We start from the raw sequence: 23,502 nt of genomic DNA, 5'->3' as shown, positions 1-23,502 counted from the left end.
GCCGGGCGGCTCACGAGGCTGATGCGCCGTGCCGCCTCGCCTCGCGTTCGAAGAACTGACTGCGCGAATACCGGTCGACCTTGTCCATGTCGGCCAAGATGTCGCGCAATTCGGTGAGGAACGCCGACCGCCGCGCCCCCAGTCCGGCGGACTCGGTGAGCAGGCCCTGGTCGGCGGCCACCTGGCGTGCGGTGGCGAACAGCAGAGCCGACACCGACTCCACACTGCGGAGCCGGTCCTGTGCCACGTATTGGCGACCGATGCCCATCGCCCGGTCGGTCAGCTCCTTCTCGCCGATCTCCGCCGGGGCGTCACACAGTGCGTCGGCGACGAGTTCGTAGGCCTCGAAGTACGGCCGCAGCATGGCCCCGGCGATCAGCGGGCGCTTGGCCCGCAGCAGCTGATCGATCTGCTCGCCCCCGGCAGCGACCTGGGACTCCCAGTCCTCATGCCAGGACATCTCCTCGGCCAGGTGTTCCCGGAAGGCCGCGGAGTCGGCGAAGTAGAAGTCGAACTTCAGCAGATCGCGCAGCCGCGCGGCCTGCGACCAAAACGCGTCGAGCCGGTCGCCGTCGGCCCGTGCCGCGTGGGCCAGGGCGAGTTCGACGATGGACGTCTCGAGGAACGCATGGATCAGCGTGTTGCGGTAGAACGCGGCCTGGTGTTCGTCCTCGGCGGCGATGTACCACACCGGTTCCCTGCCGCTGTCCACCCGCGTGATCGGATGCCCGCCGGACAGTGCGTCGACCGCCGACTGGACCCCTTCGAGCGACCGCAGCCGCAGCGCACTGTTGGTCAGGGGCAGATCTCTGCGCGTCAGGTAGTCCAGCGAGTCCTGCAGCGTGTGGTGCAGCTGCTCGAGGGTGAGCGCCACGCCCCGCGTGGCGAGCAGCAAGGCCGACACCAGCGCGGTCGCATTGAGCGGGGTGACCTGGAGGATGCGCCAGGCCACCTCGAACGCCATCTTCTGCATGGCCAGCCGCTTGGCGGCCTCGTCGGTGGCGGTCGGGCCGCCCGGCTCTCCCAGGTACTGACGCATCGACACCGCTTCGGGGAATCGCACGTAGATCTTGCCGTAGCTGCGCTCCCCCTGCGCCTTGATGTAGTTGTACAGCCAGCTCACACCCTCGGGGGTCTTCTCCCCGCCCCGCGCGTAGGCGGCGTACTCGGCGATCTCGTGCAACTGGTCGAAACTGATCGACACCGGTTGGAGCAGGATGTCGTCGCTGCGCCCGGCCAGATAGGCGTCGGCGACGTAGGCCAGCAGACCGAGCTTGGGCGGCAACATCTTCCCGGTCCGCGATCGGGTGCCCTCGATCGACCAGCTGAGGTTGAAGCGCTTCTCGACGACGTATCCGACGAATTCCTTGAGGACGTACTTGTACACCGGGTCGCCGGCCACATTGCGCCGGATGAAGATGACTCCCGAGCGACGCAGCAGCGGACCCATGAAGCCGAAGGAGAGGTTGATGCCGGCGAACATGTGCACCGGCGGCAGGCGGTTCTCCTGCATCGCCGCGGGGACCACCGCACCGTCGAGGTAGGACCGATGGGAGAACAGCAGCACCGCGGGGTGGGTCTCCAGATCGTGGCGTAGCCGGGCGATTTCGGGCTGGTCGTAGTCGAAGTTGGGATCGAATCCGCGTCGGGTGATCAACCGGCTGAGGTTGGGAATCAGATCCACCGAGACCCGGCTCCACCCGGTGGCGAGTTCGTCGAGCATCTTGCCCGCTTCCTCGACGGTGGCGCCGGGAATGCTCTCCAGCCCGGCCCGGAATCGACTGGATGCCAGGATCTCCGGCTTCACCAAGCGCGGCGACTTGTATTCCGGACCCAGCAGCCGGTATTCGACGCGTTCGATCGCCAGGATGGCCCGCCGCACCACGAATCGCGCGAACTCACGAGGGTTCTCGGCGACGGTGTGTTCGCTCCATTGTTGGCGCAGCTCGGAGACCTTCGCCGGTTCGCCGGCGATGACGCGGGCCCGGGACCGATCGCGCTTGAGGATGCGTCTCTGCAGGATCTCGGGGGGCCGATAGGTGTCACGCCCGGAGATCAGTGCCACCACCTTCGACCGCGTGGGCAGTCCCGCCGGTACCCAGAACACCCGGACCGGCACGACGGTGCGGTCCTCGTCGGACTCGAGTTCCTCGACCAGGGCGGCCAATACGGCGGGCGACGGGTTGTCGTCGACCGGCAACTGCAGCACCTCGACCTTGACGTCGGGGCGGTCGCGCCGCTGCGCCTCCAGCCATTCGTCGAGCAGCTTCACCTCGGCCGGCGACGAGGCCGCGGCCAGCACCAGCGTGTCGTCGGTGGTGCTGAAGCTCGCGTAGTAATCGTCGGGCATTCTCACGGGCGGCCTTTCGCGCCGGGCTTGTCGGTCGTGGCCTGCTGCGAGGCTCTCTTCGCGGGTGCCTTCTTCTTCTTCGTCTTCGCGGGGGTGCGCTTGTACAGCGCGGGTTCCGGCAGCTTGCCGTGCGGCCAGGCCTTGAGGGTGTCGAGGTAGATCTTGCGAATCTCTTCGATGCGCTCGGGCAGTTCGTCGAGAGTCCAGTCGTCGGTCGGGATCGGCGGGTACACCGCGACGTCGACTGTGCCGGGGTTGAACGTGCTGGAATCGCGGGCGGCGACGACCTCGGCATTACGGATCACAATCGGCACGATGGGGACGCCCGCGGCCATCGCAATGCGGAACGGCCCCTTCTTGAAGGGGCCCACCTCGAACGTGTCCAGCCGGGTGCCCTCGGGCGCGATCAGAATCGAGATACCCTTGCGGGCAAGTTCTTCGACCTTGTGCAGGCTCTCGATCGCGGACTGCGGATCGTCGCGGTCGATGAACGCGGCGTCCATGACCTTGCCGATGGGGCCCATCAGCGGATCCTTCTCCAGCTCCTTCTTACCCACCGAGGTGAAGTCGGTCTCCACCAGCCGACCCGCGATCAGCGGATCGGCCTGGTTGCGGTGGTTGAAGATGAACACCGCCGGCCGCTGCGCGGTGAGATTCTCCCGCCCCACGACGTTGAGGTTGATCCCCGCGGTCGCCAGCAGCAGCCTGCTCCAGTTGGACGTGAAGAAATTGACCCCGGTGCGGCGATTGCGGGTCAGCAGTCCGACGCCGAGTGCGCCGGCGGCAACGGGCATCAACGACGCGACACCGGCGACGGTGCGCAGCTGCGAGATCGGGCTGCTGCCACTGCGACTGGTGAACCGCAGCACGGGCCAGCCGCGTTTGGCGGCGACCGCCGCCAGCTTGCCGGCCGGGTTGGTCGGACGCGGGTTGCCGACCAGGTACATCAACGCGACGTCCTCGTCGCCGTCGGCGTAGAAGTAGCTCTTGGCCAGGTCCACGCCGTTGCGCGCGGCGAACGCCTGTACGGCGTTGGCCTTACCCGGACCCCACAGGATGGGCCGCAGCACCTCCCCGGTGATCAGTCCGTCCTCATCGGTCTCGAACTTGTTGCTCAGCACGTTCTCGATGCCGAGGAACCGCGCGACCGGCTCGACCTGCACGGTCAGGGCCGACGAGCTGAGCACCACGGTGTGGCCGCGGGCCATGTGCGCCCGCACCAGCTCGCGCATCTCGGGATAGACCCGATTACGAACATGCTGCATGAACAGTCGTTCGGCCAGCTCGTCGAGATCGGTCATCGAACTGCCGCGCAGCATCCGCGCGCCCTTACCGATGAGGTCCTCGAACTCCGACCGGCCCAGCTGATGGTTGAGCCCGGCCTGCACCATGCCGATGAACTCTCCGACGCTCATCTGGCGACGGCGAAGCCGGTCCTGGGTCATGATCACACCGGTGAAGCCGGCCACCAGGGTGCCGTCGAGATCGAAGAACGCGCCGACCTCGGGTCCCTCCGGTGCGGCCATGATCTCGGCGACCGATCCGGGCAACCGCATCGTCCGCGGATCAGACAGCTGGTCGTCGTCCGAACTCATTGCGGCGCACTCCCATTCGACGATGAAGTAGGTCGGTCGGCGATCGCGGCCGGCGACGCCCGGCCCGGCCCGGCCAGCGCCAGCACCTCGTCGAAACCGTCGAGCAGGCATTCGGCGAACAGGTCGGTGTCGGTGATCGACGCGCGGTCGTAGCGCGCGGTGACGGTGCAGTAGCCCGACCGGGACACCAGGACGACCATCATCGCCACCCCGGGCAGCGGCCCGATTCCGTACTGGCGCAGCACCTTCGCGCCGGCGATGTAGGTGTCGCCCGCGTAGACCGGCACGTTGCTCGCCTGCACGTCGGAATTGACGACCGATCCCGCCATCGCTTCGAGGATCTGGTCGGGCAGCAGGCTGGCGATCGGGGCGACGGCGCCGATCATGTCGAGTGCGCGCTCCTCACGCTTGCGGGTCATCTGCGCCCGGACCTTCACGATGCGTTGCGCGGGGTCGGCCACGCCGACCGGTGCGGCGAGGTTGATCCCCACGAAGCGGTTGCCGCCGGCCGGGTCGGCGTCCGACCGGAGGCTGACCGGTACCGCCATCGGCAGCCTGGCCACCGGGACTCCGAGCGCCTCGTGATAGCGGCGCAGCGCCCCGCAGAGCCCGGCCAGGTAGGCGTCGTTGATGGACCCGCCGGCCGCCTTGGCGGCCTTGTGCAGGTCGGCGAGCGCCATGTCGATGGCCTCGCTGCGAGTGGACAGGCTGCGTCTACGCAACAGTGGCGACGGATCGCCGACCGAACCCATCACCCGAGCGCTGGAGCGTGCGTAGTCGACCACACCACCCACGCTGGAACGCGGGTCGCGCACCACCCGGCCGGCCGCATGGATCGCTCCGCCGACGGCGCCGCGAGCCGCGCCGAACAGCGTGAAAGGCAACCGGTTGATGCCCTGGCGCATCAGATCGTTGGGTGAGAGATCCTGCGGTATCGGCAGCGGCGGTATCGGTTGATCCGGCGGGTCCCGCTCCAGGTCGTAGACGCTGGCGAACATCTCGACGCCACCGACACCGTCGGTGACCGCGTGGCTGAAGTGCAACATGGTGGCGGCGCGTCCACCTTCGAGGCCCTCGACCAGCGTCGCCGTCCAGAGCGGACGGCTGATGTCGAGCGGCGACTGCAGCGCGATCTCGGCCAGGTCGATCAGCTGGCGCATGGAACCCGGTTCGGGGATGCGCAGCCGCCGGACGTGGAAGTCCAGGTTGAAGTCGGGGTCGACCACCCAGCGCGGCGCGACCGTCGGCAGCGTCGGCATCACGACTTTCTGGCGCAACCGCAGGACTTTGCGCGACGCGTACTCGAAGCGGTTGCGGAACCGGTCCCAGTCGGGCGCGGTGTCGAGGATCTCGATGGTCAGGATGCCGGAGCGGGTGCGCGGGTTGGCCTCGCCGCGATGCAGGATCTGGTCGAAGGGACTGAGCTCCTCCGCAAGCCCCGCCGCGTCCGATTCCGGCACGTCGCTCGTCGCCACCTTCGCATCCTCCTCGTCACCCGTGACTGCTGCACACACGCTAGTCCGCGGGCGCGCGGCGCGAGGCGAGATACACTCACCGTCGCTGCCTCCGTAGCTCAGTTGGATAGAGCAAGGGCCTTCTAATCCCTAGGTCGCAGGTTCGATTCCTGCCGGGGGCGCTTCGTGCTGTGTCATCGTCGTGCGCGCTGATTCGACTCCTGACTCGGCGTCGCGCCCAGACCGTGTCGGCCCGGTGTGACGGTCGGCGGCCGCGGCCACGTCGGTCGACCTTTCGCGACGCCCGTCGCGTCGCGCGACGGGATCCGGCCGGAACGTCGGCCCGGGCTGCTCCGATCGCTGCTCCGACGGTGCGGGGCCGACGTCGACCGGGGCGGGTTTGATCGGTCCGCCCACCCCGTACATGCCGGCAGCCTTCGTCCGCAGCGGCCGGCCCAGACCGGAGGCCTGCAGACCGTCGTCGATGCCGACGGGCACCGCACGCAAGACGTCGGCGAGGCCGCCGAGCGGGTCCGGCATGCGCAGAGCCGCCGACGCCATCTCCCCCGGCGACCTGGCACGGTCGTAGCCCTTCTCGACGATCACCCGCAGCGGGGCGTCCAGGGCCAGCAGCAGCGGCCGGGGTATCCCGATCTGCTCCAGCGGCCGCAACATCGGGAGAAGGTCCGTTCCGATGGTGTGGTACTCGGTGTCGCCGTAGCGCCGGACGTCGGTGTCGACCGCATCCTCGGCGAACGCCGTCTCGGGAACCTCGTACTCGTAACTGCCGTGCAGATACAACATCCCCGCGAGGGCGTTCAGGTCGGCCAGCAGATTCTGCGGGTACCGCGGGAAGTCCGACCAGCCGTCGTACTGTCGGCTCACGTCGTAGGTGGTGACGTCTTCGCCATTCCAACCCAGACTGGTGGTCGGCGTCGGGCCGGACAGCGGGATGTCGAGAATCGGAATGGTGAAACCCTGGAAACGCGAGAGGATCCCGCCGTTGGGCCGCGCCGGATTCGACTGCAACACGTAGGCGATCCCAGGATCCTGGCGGCTGGCCTTGTACTGACCGACGATGACCGCACTCTGCGAGTACCCGTACACCACGATGGTGTCGTCGTTCGGCGCGGTGCCGTTCGCCGCCTCTTCGTTGCGTTCTCGCCGGATGCGCTCGCCCAGGCGTTGCACGCCTTGAGCCACCGACGCTCCGTAGGTGATATCGCCCAGTCCACCGTAGGAAAACGGCCAGAAGTCGCCCGCGTATTCGACTTCGTCACCGCTATAGGGATCGTCGCCCTCGTCCACGGTGAGCACGGTGCCGCCGAAGGTATTGGCCAGCACGGTGTTCGCGAACTGGACGAACGCGGTGTCGTCATCGGTGTAAGACCCGATCTTGGTGCCGCGCAGGTAAAGTCCCTGGGCCACCATGGGCACCGGCACACCTGACACCGACACGGCCGCCAGCGCCACCGCATCGACCGGTGAGAACGCCAGCGTGACAACCCCGAGGGGCACCGCAGCGGCCACTCCCCACGACTGCCAGATTGTGTGCATCAGCCTCCCCTTCTGCTGATGGTGCTCCCTTGACCTTGATTGCGAGAGCGAAATGCGGAGAGCCGACGTGACGGGATCGCCGGGGGTTCGGTAATACTGCTCAGATGCCCGAATCGAGGGGACCACACCTCGCCGCTGTCGGCGGCCTCGACGAACTGATGCCGTTCTACGCGAACGCGCCGAAGGGGCTGCGCGCCAACATGATCTTCAGCGCCGACGGCGCCGCGGCCTTCGCCGGCCGCGCCGCATCACTGTCGGATGCGGTGGACCAGGCGCTGGTCCGCGAACTCCGCGGCTTCGCCGACGTGGTCCTGGTCGGCGCGGGGACGGCCCGCGCCGAGGGTACGGTCCCGTCCGGCTGAGTGCTCTGCCGATGAACCGGGTGGTCCCGCCGATCGCAGTGGTGAGCCAGTCCGGGAAGCTGCCGGAGACCCTGTTCGCCGACCCGTCCCAGCGCCCCATCCTGGTCACGAGTGCGCGCGCGGCGCGCGCGCAACTGCTCTCCGACGACGAACGGCGTGACGTGATGATCGCCGGCGAGGACACCGTCGATCTCTTCGACGTCATCCGCCAGTTCCGCGGCCGCGGCAAGCACCGCATCCTGTGCGAGGGCGGCCCCACCCTGCTCGATGCGCTCACCGGCTCCGACCTGGTGGACGAGATCTGCGTGACGGTCGCGCCCCGGCTCGCCGGCATCCAGGACGTCGGGCTCGGGGCGGGCGCGCTGGCGGCGCCGATCGACATGAAGCTCGACCATGCACTGACCCACGACGATGTCTTGTTCCTCAAGTACTCCCGTGCGTGACGACGATGCCTACTGGAACCACAACACGGCCTATCACCCCTGGCTGATCGGTATCGCGTCCCGGCAGCACGGCGATGTACTCGACGTGGGTTGCGGTGACGGACTGCTCGCCGCACGGCTGTCGACGGTGTCGCGGACGGTCACCGCACTGGAACCCGACCCGACTGCCGCACAGCGGGCCCGAGATCGACTGGCTGCCAATGCAACAGTACGAGTGACCGAGTGTGACTTCGCGTCCCTGGATACGGACGGCGCACGCTTCGACCTCATCACGTTCGTTGCCAGCCTGCACCATATGCCGTTGCGGCCCGCACTCACACGTGCGCGCGAGATGCTCCGCCCCGGCGGCGAAATCGCCGTCGTCGGACTGTCGGCGAACCACTCGGCCACCGACTTCGCGTGGGCAGCCGCCTGTTTACCCTTGGTGCGCATCGGTTCGTGGTGGCACCACGAGAGTCGTGACGTCGGTGTGGTGACGACGACTCCCCGGGAGGACCTGGCAGCGATCCGCTGCATTGCACGCGACGTCCTGCCCGGCGCCTCGGTGCGCCGCGCGCTGTACTACCGCTTTCTGTTGCGCTGGCAGCGACCGTGACTCCCACGTGCGTTCGAAAGTAGTTGTCCACAGGCAGCTTTGGTGATCCTACTTTGTCGGTGGTTCGTACTAGTGTTCGAAGTATGGACAGGGCGGATCTGCAGTCGGCACTGAGGCGGTGGGACGCCGCCCGCGCCGAACTGGCCGCCTTCGCCTTCGACACCCTGACCACCACCGAGAAACTCGCCCTGGTCGAACATGTCGAACGCGCCCAGCGTCAGGATCTCGCCCTGAGCCACACCGTGCTGGCAGCCTTCGCCACCGACGCCGACCCCCTGGTGTTCGGGGAACGCTCGCTGCGCACCGTGATCGCCACCCGACTGCACATCGACCCCACAGACGCCGGCCGCCGCTTGAAGGACGCCGAGCAACTCGGCCCCCGGCGGTCATTCACCGGCCAACCCCTCCCACCGGCGCTGCCCGCCACCGCCGAAGCCCTGGCCCGCGGTGACATCGGGGCACGCCACATCGCCGAAATCCGCAAAGCCATCAGGGACCTACCGCCCTGGGTCGACACCGCCACCCGCGACCTCGTCGACGACACACTGGCCACCGTCGCGGCGGGGCTCAACCCCGAACAACTCCGCACCGCGGCCACCCAACTACTCGCCCACCTTGAACTACCCCAGGTTTCCTTCCGATCTTTATAGGAGGATTGGAAGTTATGCCCCGTCAGTATCCGCCCGAGTTCCGGGCGCGTGCGATGCGCATGTTGGACGCCTCGTTGGAGGACTCGCAAGTGTCGGAGTTCGAGGCGATTAGGTCTGTTGCGAGCAAACTCGGGGTGGCCGAGGAGTCGGTGCGGCGGTGGCGGCGCAAGGCGCAGATCGATGCCGGTGAGCGCCCTGGCACCTCGACCGCAGAGCATGAGGAGATCCGCCGGCTCAAGCGCGAGGTATCCGAATTGCGCAGAGCCAACGAGATCTTGAAGTCCGCGTCAGCGTTTTTCGCAGCGGAGCTCGACCGCCCCGGGACGAAATGATCGCCTTCATCGATGCTCATCGGGATCAATTCGGGGTCGAGCTCATCTGCCGGGTTCTGCGGGCAGCTATCCCAGGGTTCATGACCTCACGGGGGTACCGGTCAGCGATCACCCGGGCGCCGTCAGACCGGGAACTGCGCGACGAGCAGCTCATCGATGACCTGCGCACCGTGCACCGTCAGAACTACTCGGTCTACGGCGTCAAGAAGATGCACCAGGCGATGAAACGCCGCGGCTGGGTCCTCGGACGCGAGCAGACGCGCAGGTTGATGCGCAAGGCCGGCCTGCGCGGTGTCCAACGCGGCAAACCGGTGTTCACCACAGTCAGCGATCCGGCTGCCCCGCGGCCCGCCGACCTGGTCAACCGCCGCTTCGGCACCGCCGCACCGAACCGGCTGTGGGTCGCCGACATCACCTACGTGCGGACCTGGCAGGGCTATTGCTACACCGCCTTCGTCACCGACGCCTGCACCAAAGCGATCAAGGGATGGGCCGTATCGGCGACGATGCGCACCCAAGACCTCCCATTGCAAGCATTCAATCATGCTGTGTGGCAATCGAACTGCGATCTATCCGAGTTGGTCCATCATTCCGACCGCGGATCGCAGTACCTATCGCTGACCTATACCGACCGGCTCGCCGAACTCGGGATCGCCCCGTCGGTCGGCTCGCGCGGCGACAGCTATGACAACGCCCTCGCCGAGTCGGTCAACGCCAGCTACAAAACCGAGCTCATCCACCCCAACCGACCGTGGCGAAGCATCGCCGACGTCGAGTTGGCAACTGCCGAGTGGGTCGCCTGGTACAACCAAGAACGCCTGCACGAGAATCTCGACTACACGACCCCAGACGAACACGAGGCCGCCCTGACCGGCACCTCACCCCATGTGAGCCAGCCCGTCCCGGCCCTCACACAACCATAGGAAGAAAACCTGGGGTAGTTCACTGCTCATCAACGCCACCGACTGGACCACCCGACACCACCACGGCAGAACCGAATGGCTCCCACCACCCCACCTCGACACCGGCCAAACCCGGGTCAACCACTACTTTCACCCCCAGCGCTACCTGCGGGACGCCGACGGCGACGAGGGTGACCCTGACTAGGCTGGGCTGCGTGTCCGATTCGGTTCTGGTGCAGGTGGACGACCACGTCGCCCTGATCACCGTCAACGATCCCGACCGTCGCAATGCGGTCACCTTTGAGATGTCCGCTGCGCTGCGTTCGGCAGTCGATGCCGCAGAAGCTGATTCCGACGTACACGCGTTGATTGTCACCGGCGCCGGAAAGGCGTTCTGCGCGGGCGCGGATCTGACGGCGCTCGGCGAGGCGACTGAGGAGGGGCTGCGCCGCATGTATGACGGATTCCTCGCGGTGGCACACTGCACGCTCCCGACGATCGCCGCCGTGAACGGCGCCGCGGTGGGGGCCGGATTGAATCTGGCGCTGGCGGCCGATGTGCGGATCGCCGGCCCGGGAGCGCTGTTCGACCCGCGATTCCAGAAGCTGGGCATCCACCCCGGGGGCGGCGCCACGTGGATGTTGCAGCGGGCGGTCGGGCCGCAGGTGGCACGCGCGTCACTGCTGTTCGGCATGCGGTTCGACGCCGAAACCGCTGTCCGTCACGGCCTTGCGCTCCAGGTCGCCGACGATCCGGTGGCAGCGGCACGCGAACTCGCCGCCGGGCCGGCCGCGGCTCCACGCGAAGTCGTCCTGGCGACGAAGGCATCGATGCGAGCGACGGCCAACCCGGGTGCGATCGACATAGACCAACATCACATCGCGGTGGACACCGAACTCGGACCGCAAGCGCAATCCATCGAGTCACCGGAGTTCGCCCGTCGCCTCGCCGCCGCCAAACGGAAGTAGCCGATGGCCGCGGACCCCGTCGACCGTCGGCTGGCTCGACTGCCGGACACCGGCTACGTGTACCGCACGGCGTGGCGGGTGGCGACCGGTGACATCGGCAGCGATCTGACCCTGCGACTCGACGGAGTGGCCCGCTACATCCAGGAAGTCGGCGCCGAGAACCTCGTCGACGCCGGAGAAGCCGAGGCACATCCGCACTGGCTCGTGCAGCGCACCGTCATCGATGTCATCTCCCCCATCGAGTTTCCCAATGAGGTGGCCTTCAGCCGGTGGTGTTCGGCGTTGTCGACACGCTGGTGCACGATGCGCGTCGACCTCGTCGGCAGTGACGGTGGCCGCATCGAGACCGAGGGATTCTGGATCGCGATCAACGCCAAGACCCTCACGCCACAGCGGGCCACGGACTCGTTGATCGAACGCTTCTCGACCACCACGACCGAACATCGCCTGAAGTGGCGGCCGTGGTTGGAGAATCCGACGGCGGCGGGTCAGACGAGGCCGTTCGCCCTGCGCCGCACCGATATCGACCTGTTCGAGCACGTCACAAACACTGCCTACTGGCACGCCGTCCATGAGGTGATGGCCCTGGTGCCCGACGTGTGCCTGCCGCCCTACCGTGCGGTCGTCGAATATCGCAGGCCCATCCGATACGGCGAAGAGGTGACCATCGAGTGGCTGCGCGGCGGCACGGCCGCGGTCCCGGATGTGCACATCCTGCTGAAGGTCGACGAGCAGGTGCGGGCGGTGGCGCTGCTGCGCAAGCTGTAGCTCAGCCGCGAGGCGCCAGCGCCGCGATCCGCTCAGCCCGCCGCAACACCGGCATATCGACCATGAGGCCTTCGAACTGGAAGACGCCGCGTTGATCCCGTGCGGCCGCGAGCACCCGATGCGCCCAATCGGTCTGCTCGGCCGTCGGCGCGTACCCCTCCCGGATGACCGCGACCTGCGTCGGATGGATCGCCACCTTGGCGTCGAAACCGACCGCTACGGCGTCGTCCACCTCCGCACGCAGCCCGTCGAGGTTGCCGATGTTGAGGTACACCGAGTCCAGCGCCAGCCGTCCGTAGGCTTTGGCCGCCAGAAGTGTCTGCGAGCGAACGTGTTTCGCGACGTCGCGGTACGAATCGTCGGGCCACCGGTTGTTGGTGCCGCCCGTGGCGGCGAACAGATCCTCCGCGCCCCACATCACTGCGACCGCATTGTCCGCCCGGGTCGAGTCGACGACGTTGAGCGCTCCGATCGGTGTCTCGATCAGCACCACCACCTCGAGCGGCGCCAACGCCGCGACCTGCTCCGGCCCGTCGGTCTTGGCCAGCATCACCGTCGTGTAATCGGTCTTGCGGATCGCTTCGAGGTCGGGTCCGTGGTCGGGTGTGCCGACCGGATTGACCCGGATCACCGTGCGGGCCGGGTCGAGCCGCGTGCCGACGACCGCAGCACGGGCCGCCTCCCGGTCCTTGGCGGCCACGCCGTCCTCGAGATCCAGGATCACCACATCGGCTGCCGCGGCGGCCTTCTCGAAACGCTCCGGGCGGTCGGCCGGGCAGAACAGCCAACCGGGTCCGTTGGCGCCCAAGGTCATGACTCCTCCGCGGGACGCTTGCGCACCATCGTCTTCCGCGACGCAGTGGCGACGATGTCGCCGTGTTGGTTGCGTCCGGTGTGGGCGAAGGTGACGATCCCCTCCCCCGGCCGGCTCTTGGACTCCCGCTTGTCGAGCACCTCGCTCTCGGCGTACAGCGTGTCGCCGTGGAACAGCGGCTTGGGGAAGGCGACATCGCTGAACCCGAGGTTCCCCACGATCGTGCCCTGGGTCAGCTGCGTCACCGACAACCCCACCAATGTGGACAGCGTGAACATCGAGTTCACCAGCCGCTGGTTGAACGGTGGCAGCGCATCGGAGAACGCCGCATCCAGGTGCAGGGCCTGGGTGTTCATGGTCAGCGTGGTGAACAGGACATTGTCGGCCTCGGTGATGGTGCGGCCCGGCCGGTGCTGATAGCGCACCCCGGTCTCGAACTCCTCGTACCACAGCCCCCGCTGGACGACGATCTTCTTCGCCCCTGCTTCCCGTGTCACAGGCCGGCCTGCCGCGCGATCAGCATCAACTGAACCTCCGTGGTGCCCTCGCCGATCTCGAGGATCTTGCTGTCGCGGTAATGCCGGGCGACGCTGTACTCATTCATGAAGCCGTAGCCGCCGAAGATCTGGGTGGCATCTCGCGCGTTGTCCATTGCGGCCTCGCTGGCCACCAGCTTGGCGATCGACGCCTCCTTCTTGAACGGCTTACCCGACAGCATCAGCGCCGCGGCGTCGTAGTACGCGGTGCGGGCGACGTGGGCCCTGGTCTCCATCCGGGCGATCTTGAAGGCGATCGCCTGGTTGCTACCGATGCTGTGGCCGAACGCCTCTCGCTCCTTGGCGTAGCGGACGCTTTCGTCCACGCAGCCCTGGGCGGCGCCGACCGACAGCGCAGCGATCGCGATCCGGCCCTCGTCGAGGATGCGCAGGAAGTTGGCGTAGCCGCGCCCCCGCTCGCCGAGCAGATTCTCCTGCGGCACCCGCACGTCGTCGAAGCTCAGCGGATGGGTGTCCGAGGCGTTCCACCCCACCTTGTTGTAGGCCGGTTCGGCGGTGAAACCCTCGGTGGGGACCGGCACGAGGATGGCCGAGATCTCCTTCTTGCCATCGTTCTCCCCCGTCACGGCGGTGACGGTGACCAGCTTGGTGATGTCGGTGCCGGAGTTGGTGATGAACTGCTTGCTGCCGTTGATCACCCAGTGACCGTCGTCGAGCTTGGCGGTGGTATTCGTCGCCCCCGCGTCGCTGCCGCCGCCCGCCTCGGTGAGCCCGAAGGCGCCGAGAGCCTGACCGGAGGCCAAGAGCGGCAGCCATTCCTGCTTCTGCCGGTCGGATCCGAAGCGGTACACCGGCATGGCACCGAGCGACACCCCGGCCTCCAAGGTGATCGCCACGCTCTGGTCGACCTTGCCCAGTTCCTCCAGCGCCAGGCAGAGCGCGAAGTAGTCCCCGCCCATACCGCCGTACTCCTCGGGGAACGGCAATCCGAAGAGCCCCATATCGGCCATCCCGCGCACCACTTCGTAGGGGAACGAGTGCTCCGCGTCGTGTTTGGCGGCCACCGGCGCAACCACCGACTGCGCGAAGTCGCGCACCGTTTTGGCCAGTTGTTCGTAGTGATCCGGCAGCGTGCCGGTCGACAGAAAATCGCTCATTACTGAACGGACTCCTTCGTTGCTGCGATGATCCGGGCCAGCGGCTGACCCACCTTGACCTGGTCGCCGACGGCGACGAACAGTTCCACCACACCGTCGACCGGGGCACTCAGCGCGTGTTCCATCTTCATGGCCTCGACGGTCACGACGACGTCACCGGTGCTCACCGTGGCCCCGTGGTCGACGGCCACGGCGACCACCGACCCCGGCATGGGGCTGGCCAGTTCCGCGTCGCCGCTGTGCGCGTCGTCGGGGCGCACCGGCTCTTCCCGCACCTGTGTGACACGCGCCGTGCGGCCACCACCGGACAACCACAGGTCGTCGCCAATGGCGGCGACGACGTAGTCGGTACGCAGGCCGCCGACCTCGACGGCGAGCCGGTCCCCCGCCAGTGTCGCGACGAGCGTCGCGGCCACACCGGCTTCGACGGCAGCCGTCCCACGTCGCGGTGTGCCGGTCAGGTGAACGTGATCGGTCCGGTGACCGGAGCTCAGGCGGTGCGTGGTGGCGGCGGGCTCGCCGATCCGCCAACCCGTCGGCACCGACCACAGATCGGCTCCCGGCGCCGGCCAGGCGCGCAACCAGTGGCAGGCGGCCGCGGCGATGAGTTGATCGTCGCCGACCGGCACTGGCGCGAACTCCGGTGCGCGGCGGTCGAGCAACCCGGTGTCGAGCCGCCCCGCCCGCACGTCCGGGTCGTCCAGCAAGAAGCGGAGGAACTCGATGTTGGTCACCACGCCGAGCACCGCGGTGTCGGCCAGCGCGCGGTCCAGCGCCTTCAGCGCGGCGGCGCGATCCGCACCGTGCGCGATCACCTTGGCCAGCATCGGGTCGTAGTCGCTGCCGATCGTGGTGCCCGCGGCCAGTCCGGAGTCGACGCGCACCCCTGGGCGGCTGGGTTCGACGACGGCGAGCACCGGTCCCCCGGTCGGCAGGAACCCCGCGGCGGGGTCCTCGGCGTACACGCGAGCCTCGACTGCGTGGCCCCGCATCCGCACCTCGTCCTGAGTCAGGCGCAACCGCTCCCCGGCGGCGATGCGCACCTGCTGTTCGACCAGGTCGATGCCCGTGACCATCTCGGTGACCGGATGTTCCACCTGCAGACGGGTGTTCATCTCCATGAAGAAGAACTCGTCGGGCCGGTCGGCCGAGACGATGAATTCGACCGTCCCGGCGCCGGTGTAGTCCACGCTGCGAGCGGTGTCGCAGGCCGCGGCGCCGATCCGGGCGCGGGTGTCGGCGTCGAGCAGTGGTGACGGCGCCTCCTCGATGACCTTCTGATGCCGCCGTTGCAGGCTGCACTCCCGCTCGCCGAGATGGATGACGTTGCCGAACCCGTCGGCGAGCACCTGCACCTCGATGTGCCGGGGGTTGAGCACGAACCGCTCGATGAACAGGGTGTCGTCGCCGAACGCGGCCGCGGCCTCCCGCCGCGCCGAGGTCAGTGCGGCGGGTAGGTCGCCGGCGTCGTGCACCACCCGCATGCCTTTGCCGCCGCCGCCGGCCGACGGCTTCACCAGCACCGGGAAGCCGACCTCGGGGGCGCCGGCGATCAGATCGTCGTCGGTCAGACCCGGACGTGACAGCCCGGGTACCACCGGAACGCCGAACGCCGACACTGCAGCCTTGGCGGTGATCTTGTCGCCCATCGTCTCGATCGCCGCGACCGGCGGACCGATGAACACGATGCCCGCCGCCGCCAGGGCCGCGGCGAATGCGGCGTTCTCCGAGAGGAATCCGTAGCCCGGATGAACGGCCTGGGCGCCGGTACGCCGCGCCGCGGCCACCACCGTCTCGATGTCGAGGTAACTCTGCCGGGCCGGCGCGGGACCGATGCGCACGGCCACATCGGCCTCGGCCACGTGGCGGGCACCGGCATCGGCGTCGCTGTACACCGCGACCGACCGGATGCCCATCGCCCGCAGGGTGCGGATGACGCGAACCGCGATCTCGCCGCGATTCGCCACCAGAACGGTGTCGAAATTCGAGGTATTCATCGTCACATCCGGAAGACGCCGTAGGAGACCGGCTCGAGCGGCGCCTGCCCGGCAATGGAGAGTGCCAGGCCGACAACGGTTCTGGTGTCGGCAGGATCGATGACACCGTCGTCCCACAGCCGCGCCGTGGAGTAGTAGGGGTTGCCCTGCCGCTCGTACTGCTCACGGATCGGCGCCTTGAAGGCCTCGGCTTCCTCGTCCGACATCTCACCGCGGACCGTGGCCAGCACCGATGCGGCCTGCTCACCGCCCATCACCGAAATGCGCGCATTGGGCCACATCCACAGGAAGCGGGGCGAATACGCGCGGCCGCACATGGAATAGTTGCCGGCGCCGTACGATCCGCCGATCACCACCGTCAGCTTCGGCACCCGCGCGCACGCCACCGCGGTCACCATCTTCGCGCCGTGCTTGGCGATTCCGCCCGCCTCGTAGTCGCGGCCCACCATGAATCCGGCGATGTTCTGCAGGAACAGCAGCGGGGTGGACCGCTTGTCGCACAGTTCGATGAAATGCGCTCCCTTGAGGGCGGATTCGCCGAACAGCACGCCGTTGTTGGCGACGATGCCGACGGGGTGGCCGTGGATACGGGCGAAGCCGGTGACCAGCGTGGTGCCGTATTCGGCCTTGAACTCGGTGAATTCGCCACCTTGGGCAAGCGAAGCGCCGGGGGATGGCCCGTCGACGATGCGGGTGATGACCTCGTGTACGTCGTAGGGCACCCGTGAGTCGACCGGCACCACGTCGTAGAGCTCGGTCTGGTCGGCCACCGGGTCGACGGCGGGCAGCACGTCCCACGGGGGCAGTTGTTTGGGGCCCAGGGTCGCCACGATGCGGCGGACGATCCGCAGGGCGTCGCGGTCGTCGTGAGCCAGGTGGTCGGTCACTCCGGAGACCTTGGCGTGCAGGTCCCCGCCCCCGAGTTCCTCCGCGGTGACCACCTCACCCGTCGCGGCCTTCACCAGCGGCGGACCGCCGAGGAAGATCGTGCCCTGGTTGCGCACGATCACGGCCTCGTCGCTCATCGCGGGCACGTAGGCCCCACCGGCGGTACAGGATCCGAGCACCGCGGCGATCTGCGGGATCCCCTGGGCACTGAGCGTGGCCTGGTTGTAGAAGATGCGCCCGAAGTGGTCCCGGTCGGGGAAGACCTCGTCCTGTCGCGGCAGGAACGCGCCTCCGGAGTCGACGAGGTAGATGCACGGCAACCGGTTCTGTCCGGCGATCTCCTGGGCGCGCAGATGCTTCTTCACCGTGACGGGGTAGTACGTGCCCCCTTTCACCGTCGCATCGTTGGCCACGATCATGCACTCGCGACCTGAGACCCGGCCGATGCCGGTGATCATCCCGGCGGCCGGGCATTCGTCGTCGTACATCCCGTCGGCCGCCAGCGGTGCGATCTCCAGGAACGGACTGCCGGGATCGAGCAGGCCGTCGACGCGGTCGCGCGGCAGCAGCTTGCCGCGGCCCACGTGCCGCTCGCGCGACCTGGCGGGTCCACCGAGGGCGGCGGTGGCGAGTTTGGTGCGCAGCTGTGTCACCAGCGCGAGCTGGTCGTCGCGGTGGGACAGGACCCGTGGCACCGAACCTCCAGACCGAAGAGTTAATGATGCTTAACTTCAGCGGAGACGTTAACGCCGATTAACTGACATGTCCAGCCCCCGGCGCGAGTGGCAGGACACCCTCGGCCGACGATACGTGACCTGGACCACATGCCCGATTTCGAGCGGTCGGCGCGGCCCGACTCTGTGCACTTGGTATCGATTTGCCGTCTTCGATTGACCCGATATCCCCGCGCTGGCCACAGTGGATGTACCAGAAGCTGGCTTCAGCAGGCAGCGGTCGAGGGGAGACTGTGGTGACCGACGTACGCGAGACCCCCATCCAACACGCCGACCTGAACGCCCGGTACGCGGCGACGTCGGGGCCGGTCATGCTGACCGGGGTCCAGTCGATCGCACGCCTCCTCGTCGAACAGCACGCGCGCGACACCGCGGCCGGACAGCGGACGGCGACGTTCGTGTCGGGCTACCAGGGCAGCCCCCTGGCCGGGCTCGACCGCCTGCTCAGCGGAATCCCACGCCTGGCCGAGGAGCACGACATCCGGTTGGCGCCGGGAGTCAACGAAGAACTGGCGGCGACCGCCGTCTGGGGCAGCCAACGCGAACTGCCGAAGGGTTCGCGCACCCACGACGGCGTCGTGGGCGTCTGGTACGGCAAGGGCCCCGGCCTCGACCGAGCGGGTGACGCCCTGCGGCACGCCAACATGTACGGCGCCCACCCCCGCGGCGGAGCGCTGGTCCTCGTCGGCGACGATCCGGCCGCCAAGTCGTCGACCCTGCCCTGTGCCAGCGAGGGTTCCCTTGCCGCACTGGGTATGCCGGTGCTGTTCCCCCGCAACGCCGACGAGGTCATCGCCTTCGGCATCTACGGGACCGCGCTGTCCCGCGCCTCGGGCTGCTGGGTGGGCCTGAAGATCGTCGCCGACGTGGCCGACGGCCTGTGGACCGTCACCGGGGACTACGCCGGTCTGCCGGTGCACGTCCCCAGCCTCGAGTGGGAGGGCGCGCCGTGGACCTATCGGCAGCGCGTGATGGCCTCACCGCCGGACAGCTTGCTCGCCGAGGCCGATCTGTTCGGGCCGCGGTGGGCCATGGTCGAGTCGTTCGGCGCCGCCAACGACATCGACCGCATCGAGGTGGACCCGCCGCATGCGCGCATCGGGATCGTCGCCGTCGGAACGGCCTACGATGCGCTGCGCCAGGCCCTCACCGACCTCGGCCTGCACCACTCTGCCCTGATGGACGCCGGCATCCGAGTGCTCCGCGTGGGCATGCCGTATCCGCTCGGCGCCGAACGGTTGCGTCGGCTGGCGCGCGGGGTCGAGCTGATCCTGGTCGTCGAGGAGAAGACGCCGTTCGTCGAGCGGCAGGTCAAGGACCTGCTGTACGGGTCGGGCGCCGCCCCGGTGCTCGGCAAGGCCGACCGCGACGGCCGCAGGCTGGTGCCCGCCGACGGGCAGCTCACCGCGGCCCGCCTGACCGGACCGCTGCGTCGGGTGCTGCGCGGTCATGTGGAGGTCGCCGCGCCGCCCCCGCCGCGACTCGAGCTGACCGTCCTGCCCGCCCGCCGCACGCCCTACTTCTGCTCGGGGTGTCCGCACAACCGGTCCACCACCGTCCCCGACGGCTCGCTGGCCGCGGGTGGCATCGGCTGCCACACCCTCGTGACGATGTCCTCGCGCACCGACTCTCAGGTGACCGGGCTGACGCAGATGGGCGGCGAGGGCGCCCAGTGGATCGGACAGGCGCCATTCACCGACGTCACCCACATCTTCCAGAACATCGGTGACGGAACGTATTTCCACTCGGGTCAGCTGGCGCTGCAGGCCTGCATCGCCGCCGGGGTGAACATCACCTACAAGATCCTGTACAACTCCGCCGTCGCGATGACCGGTGGACAGGACGCCGAGGCAGCCCTCTCGGTACCCGAGCTGACCCACACGCTGCGCTCGGAGGGAGTGGCCGAGATCATCGTGTGCAGCGACGATCCCCGCAGGCACGATCGCACCCGCTTCGCCCGCGGCGTCACGGTGTGGGACCGCAGCCGCCTCGACGAGGCCCAGCGCCGGCTGCGCGAGGTGCCGGGGGTGACCGTGCTGATCTACGACCAGCAGTGCGCCGCCGAGGCGCGCCGGGGCCGCAAACGTGGCACCCAACCCGTGCGGCGCACCCGCGTGGTGATCAACGAGGCGGTCTGCGAGGGATGTGGCGACTGCGGGGTGAAGAGCAACTGCCTGTCCGTTCAGCCGGTCGACACCGAGTTCGGGCGCAAGACCCGCATCGACCAGACGTCGTGCAACACCGACTACTCCTGCCTCGACGGCGATTGTCCCTCGTTCGTCACCGTGGAACTCCCCGAAGATGCTGCGCCACAATCGAAGTCGACTCCCCCGCCGCCCGATGCGCCCGAGCCCGCGCTGCCGTCGATCGACGGTGTCCACAACGTGTTCCTCGCCGGGATCGGGGGCACCGGCATCGTCACCGTCAACCAGGTCCTGGGCATGGCCGCCCTGCGTGCCGGACTGCACGTCGAAGGTCTCGACCAGACGGGACTGAGCCAGAAGGCCGGTCCGGTGACGTCGCATCTGCGCCTCGCACATCATCGGTTCGAGGGCGCCAACCGAGTCGGCTCCGGCGAGGCGGACTGCATCCTGGCCTTCGACCTGCTGACCGCCGCCGACCCGGTGAACGCCGCCTACGGTGCGCCGGGGCGGACGGTCACCGTCGCCTCGACCAGCGCCACCCCCACCGGCCAGATGGTCTACGACCCGTCGGTGGCCAAGCCGGACGAGGCCGGGCTCTACAACCGGCTCGACGTCAACAGCCGGCGTGCGATCGCCTTCGACGCGCTCGCGGCCGCGCAGACTCTGTTCGGCAGCACCGCGGCCGCCAACTTCCTGTTGGTCGGCGCCGCGTTCCAGGCGGGCGCGCTACCGATCCCGGCGCACGCCATCGCCGAGGCGATCGAGCTCAACGGGGTGGCGGTCCGGGCGAACCTGGCCGCGTTCGGGTGGGGACGTGCGGCCGTGGCCGATCCGGACGCCTTCGCCGCGGCCGCCGCGCGGCGGATCGCCGCCGAGCGCAGCGACGATCACCTGCCCGAGGAGTTCCGCGAGGCCATCCGCGTGTCGGGTCCTACCGCCGAGCTGGTGCGCAGGCGCGTCGCACAGCTGGTGGCCTACCAGGATGCCCGGATCGCTCACCGCTACCTGGACACCGTGCACCGGGCCTGGGATGCGGAGCGCTACTGCACCGAGGACACGTCCTTCAGCGAGGCCGTCGTCCGCGGCCTGCACCGCTTCCTGGCGTACAAGGACGAATACGAGGTGGCGCGCCTGCTCACCGATCCGGCGTTCCTCGCCTCGGTGCAGGCCGAGGTCCCCGGCGGCGAGGACCTCACCTACCGGTTGCACCCGCCCACCCTGAAGGCGCTGGGACGGTCGTCGAAGATCGGCTTCGGTCCGCGCAGCCACGGCACGCTGCGGATGCTCGCCAAGGGCAAGCGATTGCGCGGTACGTGGCTCGATCCGTTCGGGCACACGGCGATGCGGCGCCTCGAGCGCAGGCTCGCCGCGCATTACGAGGCGCGGGTACGGGAGTTGTGCGCGGCGCTGACCGCGGAGTCGTATGCCCGCGCGACGGCCGTCGCCGAGGCGGCGGACCTCGTCCGGGGGTACGAGGAGGTCAAGCTGCGCAGCGTCGAGAGCTATCTGCAGCGGCTGCGCGAGCTGGGCGTCGACACCGACGGAGTGCGCGGCTGAGCACGCGGGTCAGCCGACCTGGGTCCGCAGTTTGTCCAGCAGGGGCGTGACGCGTGACGGGATGCGCCGCGACAGCACCAGCTCGGAGCGGGTGCGCAGCACCCCCTTGCAGGCGATCATCGCCTGCAGCACCCGCTCGAAGTCGTCGTGATCACGGGCGACTACGCGGCACAGCAGATCACCTTCCCCGGCAACGGAATTCACTTCGATGACCTCGGGGATGTCGGCCAGCTCATCGCAGGTCGCGTCCATCATGGCCTGGGCGATGTGCACGTGCACGAACGCCAGGATGGAGTAGCCGAGCGCGGTCGGCTGCAGTTGCGGACGGTAACTGGTGATGACGCCGTTGGCGCCGAAGCGGTCGATCCGCGACTGCACGGTTCCACGAGCCACCCCGAGACGACGGGCGTACTCCCGTACGCCGGCCTTCGCATCGTCGACGATCAGCTTGAGCAGATCGAGGTCCAACTTGTCGAGGCGCTGAGCCATCGGATCGCTCCCATCCCAGAACGGGGCACCATTGGTACAGCCACGCTAGCACCGCAGGGAACCATCTCCCAGTTAATCATCACTAACTCGTGCTACAGTTAGCGGTCATTAACCGGAATTTCCGCCAACCCGAGGAGCGCCCGTGACCAGGCCATCCGCGGGATCACCCACCGGGACCCGCCGCAGCCAGGCGAAGTCGGACCGGCGCAGCCAGCTCATCGATGCCGCCGAGCGCTTGGTGGCCGAGAGAGGTTTCCTCGCGGTGCGCCTGGAGGACATCGGTGCCGCAGTCGGTATCAGCGGTCCGGCGATCTATCGGCACTTTCCCAACAAGGAAGCGTTGCTGGTCGAATTGCTCGTCGGGATCAGCACCCGACTACTCGCCGGCGCCCGGGAGGTGCTCGCCGGCGCGACCGACGCCGCCGCAGCGCTCGAGGGACTCATCGACTTCCATCTCGACTTCGCCCTGGGCGAATCCGACCTCATCCGCATTCAGGATCGCGATCTCGGCTATCTGCCGGAACCGGCGAAACGTCAAGTGCGGCGGGCGCAACGGCTCTATGTCGAGATCTGGGTCGACATTCTGCGTGAGCTCGACGAGCAGCTCGGCGAGGCCGACGCGCGGGTGATGGCCCACGCCGCCTTCGGGCTGCTCAACTCGACTCCGCACAGCGTCAAACCCGGGGGACACCGAACGGCCGAGGCCAGCTCGCGCACTGTCCTACGGGCGATGACAGTGGCGGCGCTGGCCCCGGCCGGTCGGCTACGAGATTGACGTCAGGCTAATACCAGACTTTTCGACCCCCCACGGCCCGGCCGGTCGCTCCGAGAATCCAGAAGACCGCACCTACGACGATGAGCACCGCTCCGATGGTCGTCAGGATGTTCATGCCCAGCACGAAGCCCAGTACCACCAGGATGATTCCGAGAATTATCACTGTCTACTCCATCTCCTGTTATCTGTCGGTGCCGCGGTCACTGGCTGGGCTGCGGGAGCTGCACCTCGGCACAGTTCACCTTCGGATTGACCCCGGCGTAATTCAGCGGACCCGCCACGACCGTCAGGGCCACATTCGCCGCGGTGGCGCAGTTCGCGTCCCCGGTCTTGAAATAGTCGCGCTGCCAAGCAGCCACGACGCCGATCACCAACCAGACGAGGACAATAATGCCGATCAGGCCCCTCATGCCGCGCCTCCTCCCTCGTTCGCGTCAACGTGACGCGCAGCACGGTTTACCCTGAGGTCATTTA

At 68.1% G+C, this 23,502-nt stretch carries 19 protein-coding genes, 1 tRNA gene, 1 pseudogene and 1 other annotated feature; of the genes and pseudogenes, 9 read left to right on the top strand and 12 right to left on the bottom strand.

Going from position 1 to position 23,502, the window contains the following annotated elements; genetic code table 11:
• Positions 1-10 precede the first annotated feature (10 nt).
• From ACN27E_RS00875 to ACN27E_RS00865, 3 genes are read right to left on the bottom strand one after another with little or no spacing between them, the layout of a single operon-like run.
• Positions 11-2,350 carry a glycerol-3-phosphate 1-O-acyltransferase gene (locus ACN27E_RS00875; RefSeq protein ID WP_422750153.1) on the bottom strand — a complete coding sequence of 780 codons (2,340 nt, stop codon included), beginning with the start codon at positions 2,348-2,350 and terminating at the stop codon, positions 11-13.
• Positions 2,351-2,352: 2 nt separating this feature from the next.
• Entirely contained in the window at positions 2,353-3,945 is a 1,593-nt protein-coding gene (locus tag ACN27E_RS00870; protein ID WP_422746157.1) for an HAD-IB family hydrolase, read from the bottom strand.
• The gene (locus ACN27E_RS00865) at positions 3,942-5,420 is read right to left on the bottom strand and encodes a wax ester/triacylglycerol synthase family O-acyltransferase (RefSeq protein ID WP_422746156.1); all 1,479 of its coding nucleotides are present in this window, start codon (positions 5,418-5,420) and stop codon (positions 3,942-3,944) included. Before ACN27E_RS00865 ends, ACN27E_RS00870 begins: the two co-directional genes overlap by 4 nt.
• 87 nt (positions 5,421-5,507) lie before the next feature.
• Between ACN27E_RS00865 and ACN27E_RS00860 the strand changes: the two genes are divergently transcribed.
• Positions 5,508-5,581: transfer RNA gene (locus ACN27E_RS00860), tRNA-Arg, on the top strand.
• Here the strand turns inward: ACN27E_RS00860 and ACN27E_RS00855 are convergent.
• A complete protein-coding gene (locus tag ACN27E_RS00855) occupies positions 5,550-6,956 on the bottom strand; it encodes a PE-PPE domain-containing protein (RefSeq protein WP_422746154.1) in 1,407 nt (468 codons plus the stop codon). The genes ACN27E_RS00860 and ACN27E_RS00855 overlap by 32 nt on opposite strands.
• Before the next feature lie 158 nt (positions 6,957-7,114).
• On the opposite strand from ACN27E_RS00855, the pseudogene ACN27E_RS00850 reads away from it, so the two are divergent.
• From ACN27E_RS00850 to ACN27E_RS00825, 6 genes and pseudogenes are all read left to right on the top strand, one after another.
• Positions 7,115-7,761: pseudogene (locus ACN27E_RS00850) on the top strand (pyrimidine reductase family protein).
• A complete protein-coding gene (locus ACN27E_RS00845; RefSeq protein WP_422746152.1) occupies positions 7,730-8,356 on the top strand; it encodes a class I SAM-dependent methyltransferase in 627 nt (208 codons plus the stop codon). The pseudogene ACN27E_RS00850 and the gene ACN27E_RS00845 overlap by 32 nt, the downstream one beginning before the upstream one ends.
• Before the next feature lie 83 nt (positions 8,357-8,439).
• Entirely contained in the window at positions 8,440-9,006 is a 567-nt protein-coding gene (locus ACN27E_RS00840; protein WP_422746151.1) for a DUF222 domain-containing protein, read from the top strand.
• A 14-nt stretch (positions 9,007-9,020) separates the two neighbouring features.
• Positions 9,021-10,261 (top strand): IS3 family transposase gene (locus tag ACN27E_RS00835; RefSeq protein ID WP_422746150.1). Its coding sequence is split into 2 segments (ribosomal slippage): positions 9,021-9,306 and positions 9,306-10,261, totalling 1,242 coding nucleotides; the frame shifts between segments, so codons are not numbered across the junction.
• Positions 9,296-9,412: a sequence feature (AL1L pseudoknot), on the top strand. Its footprint overlaps the gene before it by 117 nt.
• Positions 10,262-10,455: 194 nt before the next feature.
• Positions 10,456-11,208, top strand: a complete 753-nt coding sequence (locus ACN27E_RS00830) for an enoyl-CoA hydratase (protein ID WP_422746149.1) — start codon at positions 10,456-10,458, stop codon at positions 11,206-11,208.
• Between the two features lie 3 nt (positions 11,209-11,211).
• Entirely contained in the window at positions 11,212-11,976 is a 765-nt protein-coding gene (locus ACN27E_RS00825; protein WP_422746147.1) for an acyl-[acyl-carrier-protein] thioesterase, read from the top strand.
• A 1-nt stretch (position 11,977) separates the two neighbouring features.
• Here the strand turns inward: ACN27E_RS00825 and ACN27E_RS00820 are convergent, their stop codons facing one another.
• From ACN27E_RS00820 to ACN27E_RS00800, 5 genes are read right to left on the bottom strand one after another with little or no spacing between them, the layout of a single operon-like run.
• Positions 11,978-12,790, bottom strand: a complete 813-nt coding sequence (locus ACN27E_RS00820) for an HpcH/HpaI aldolase/citrate lyase family protein (RefSeq protein WP_422746146.1) — start codon at positions 12,788-12,790, stop codon at positions 11,978-11,980.
• Positions 12,787-13,287, bottom strand: a complete 501-nt coding sequence (locus tag ACN27E_RS00815; RefSeq protein ID WP_422746145.1) for a MaoC family dehydratase — start codon at positions 13,285-13,287, stop codon at positions 12,787-12,789. The genes ACN27E_RS00820 and ACN27E_RS00815 overlap by 4 nt, the downstream gene beginning before the upstream one ends.
• A complete protein-coding gene (locus ACN27E_RS00810) occupies positions 13,284-14,444 on the bottom strand; it encodes an acyl-CoA dehydrogenase family protein (protein ID WP_422746144.1) in 1,161 nt (386 codons plus the stop codon). Before ACN27E_RS00810 ends, ACN27E_RS00815 begins: the two co-directional genes overlap by 4 nt.
• Positions 14,444-16,441, bottom strand: coding sequence for a biotin carboxylase N-terminal domain-containing protein (locus ACN27E_RS00805; RefSeq protein ID WP_422746143.1), 1,998 nt, complete (start codon positions 16,439-16,441; stop codon positions 14,444-14,446). Before ACN27E_RS00805 ends, ACN27E_RS00810 begins: the two co-directional genes overlap by 1 nt.
• A 2-nt stretch (positions 16,442-16,443) precedes the next feature.
• On the bottom strand, positions 16,444-18,024 hold the full coding sequence (locus ACN27E_RS00800; RefSeq protein WP_422746142.1) for a carboxyl transferase domain-containing protein: 1,581 nt from the start codon (positions 18,022-18,024) through the stop codon (positions 16,444-16,446).
• A gap of 227 nt (positions 18,025-18,251) precedes the next feature.
• Between ACN27E_RS00800 and ACN27E_RS00795 the strand changes: the two genes are divergently transcribed.
• A complete protein-coding gene (locus tag ACN27E_RS00795; protein WP_422746140.1) occupies positions 18,252-21,764 on the top strand; it encodes an indolepyruvate ferredoxin oxidoreductase family protein in 3,513 nt (1,170 codons plus the stop codon).
• 9 nt (positions 21,765-21,773) lie between these two features.
• On the opposite strand, the gene ACN27E_RS00790 is transcribed toward ACN27E_RS00795, so the two are convergent.
• Positions 21,774-22,253, bottom strand: a complete 480-nt coding sequence (locus ACN27E_RS00790; protein WP_422746138.1) for an Lrp/AsnC family transcriptional regulator — start codon at positions 22,251-22,253, stop codon at positions 21,774-21,776.
• Positions 22,254-22,395: 142 nt separating this feature from the next.
• Between ACN27E_RS00790 and ACN27E_RS00785 the strand changes: the two genes are divergently transcribed.
• The gene (locus tag ACN27E_RS00785; protein ID WP_422746136.1) at positions 22,396-23,028 is read left to right on the top strand and encodes a TetR/AcrR family transcriptional regulator; all 633 of its coding nucleotides are present in this window, start codon (positions 22,396-22,398) and stop codon (positions 23,026-23,028) included.
• 7 nt (positions 23,029-23,035) lie between these two features.
• Here ACN27E_RS00785 and ACN27E_RS00780 read toward each other — a convergent pair whose 3' ends face one another.
• Together ACN27E_RS00780 and ACN27E_RS00775 are read right to left on the bottom strand one after the other, a co-directional pair.
• Complete coding sequence (locus ACN27E_RS00780; RefSeq protein WP_422746134.1) at positions 23,036-23,191, bottom strand: DUF6131 family protein; 156 nt, start codon at positions 23,189-23,191, stop codon at positions 23,036-23,038.
• A 37-nt stretch (positions 23,192-23,228) separates the two neighbouring features.
• Positions 23,229-23,438: a hypothetical protein gene (locus ACN27E_RS00775; protein ID WP_422746133.1), complete on the bottom strand. Its 210-nt coding sequence runs from the start codon at positions 23,436-23,438 to the stop codon at positions 23,229-23,231.
• Between the last annotated feature and the right edge of the window lie 64 nt (positions 23,439-23,502).

Origin of the sequence: Mycobacterium sp. WMMD1722, from assembly GCF_049315205.1 — a bacterium.
Lineage (GTDB): Bacteria > Actinomycetota > Actinomycetes > Mycobacteriales > Mycobacteriaceae > Mycobacterium.
Note: the sequence above shows the minus strand (reverse complement) of the source record. Positions and strands in the feature narration are given on the sequence as shown.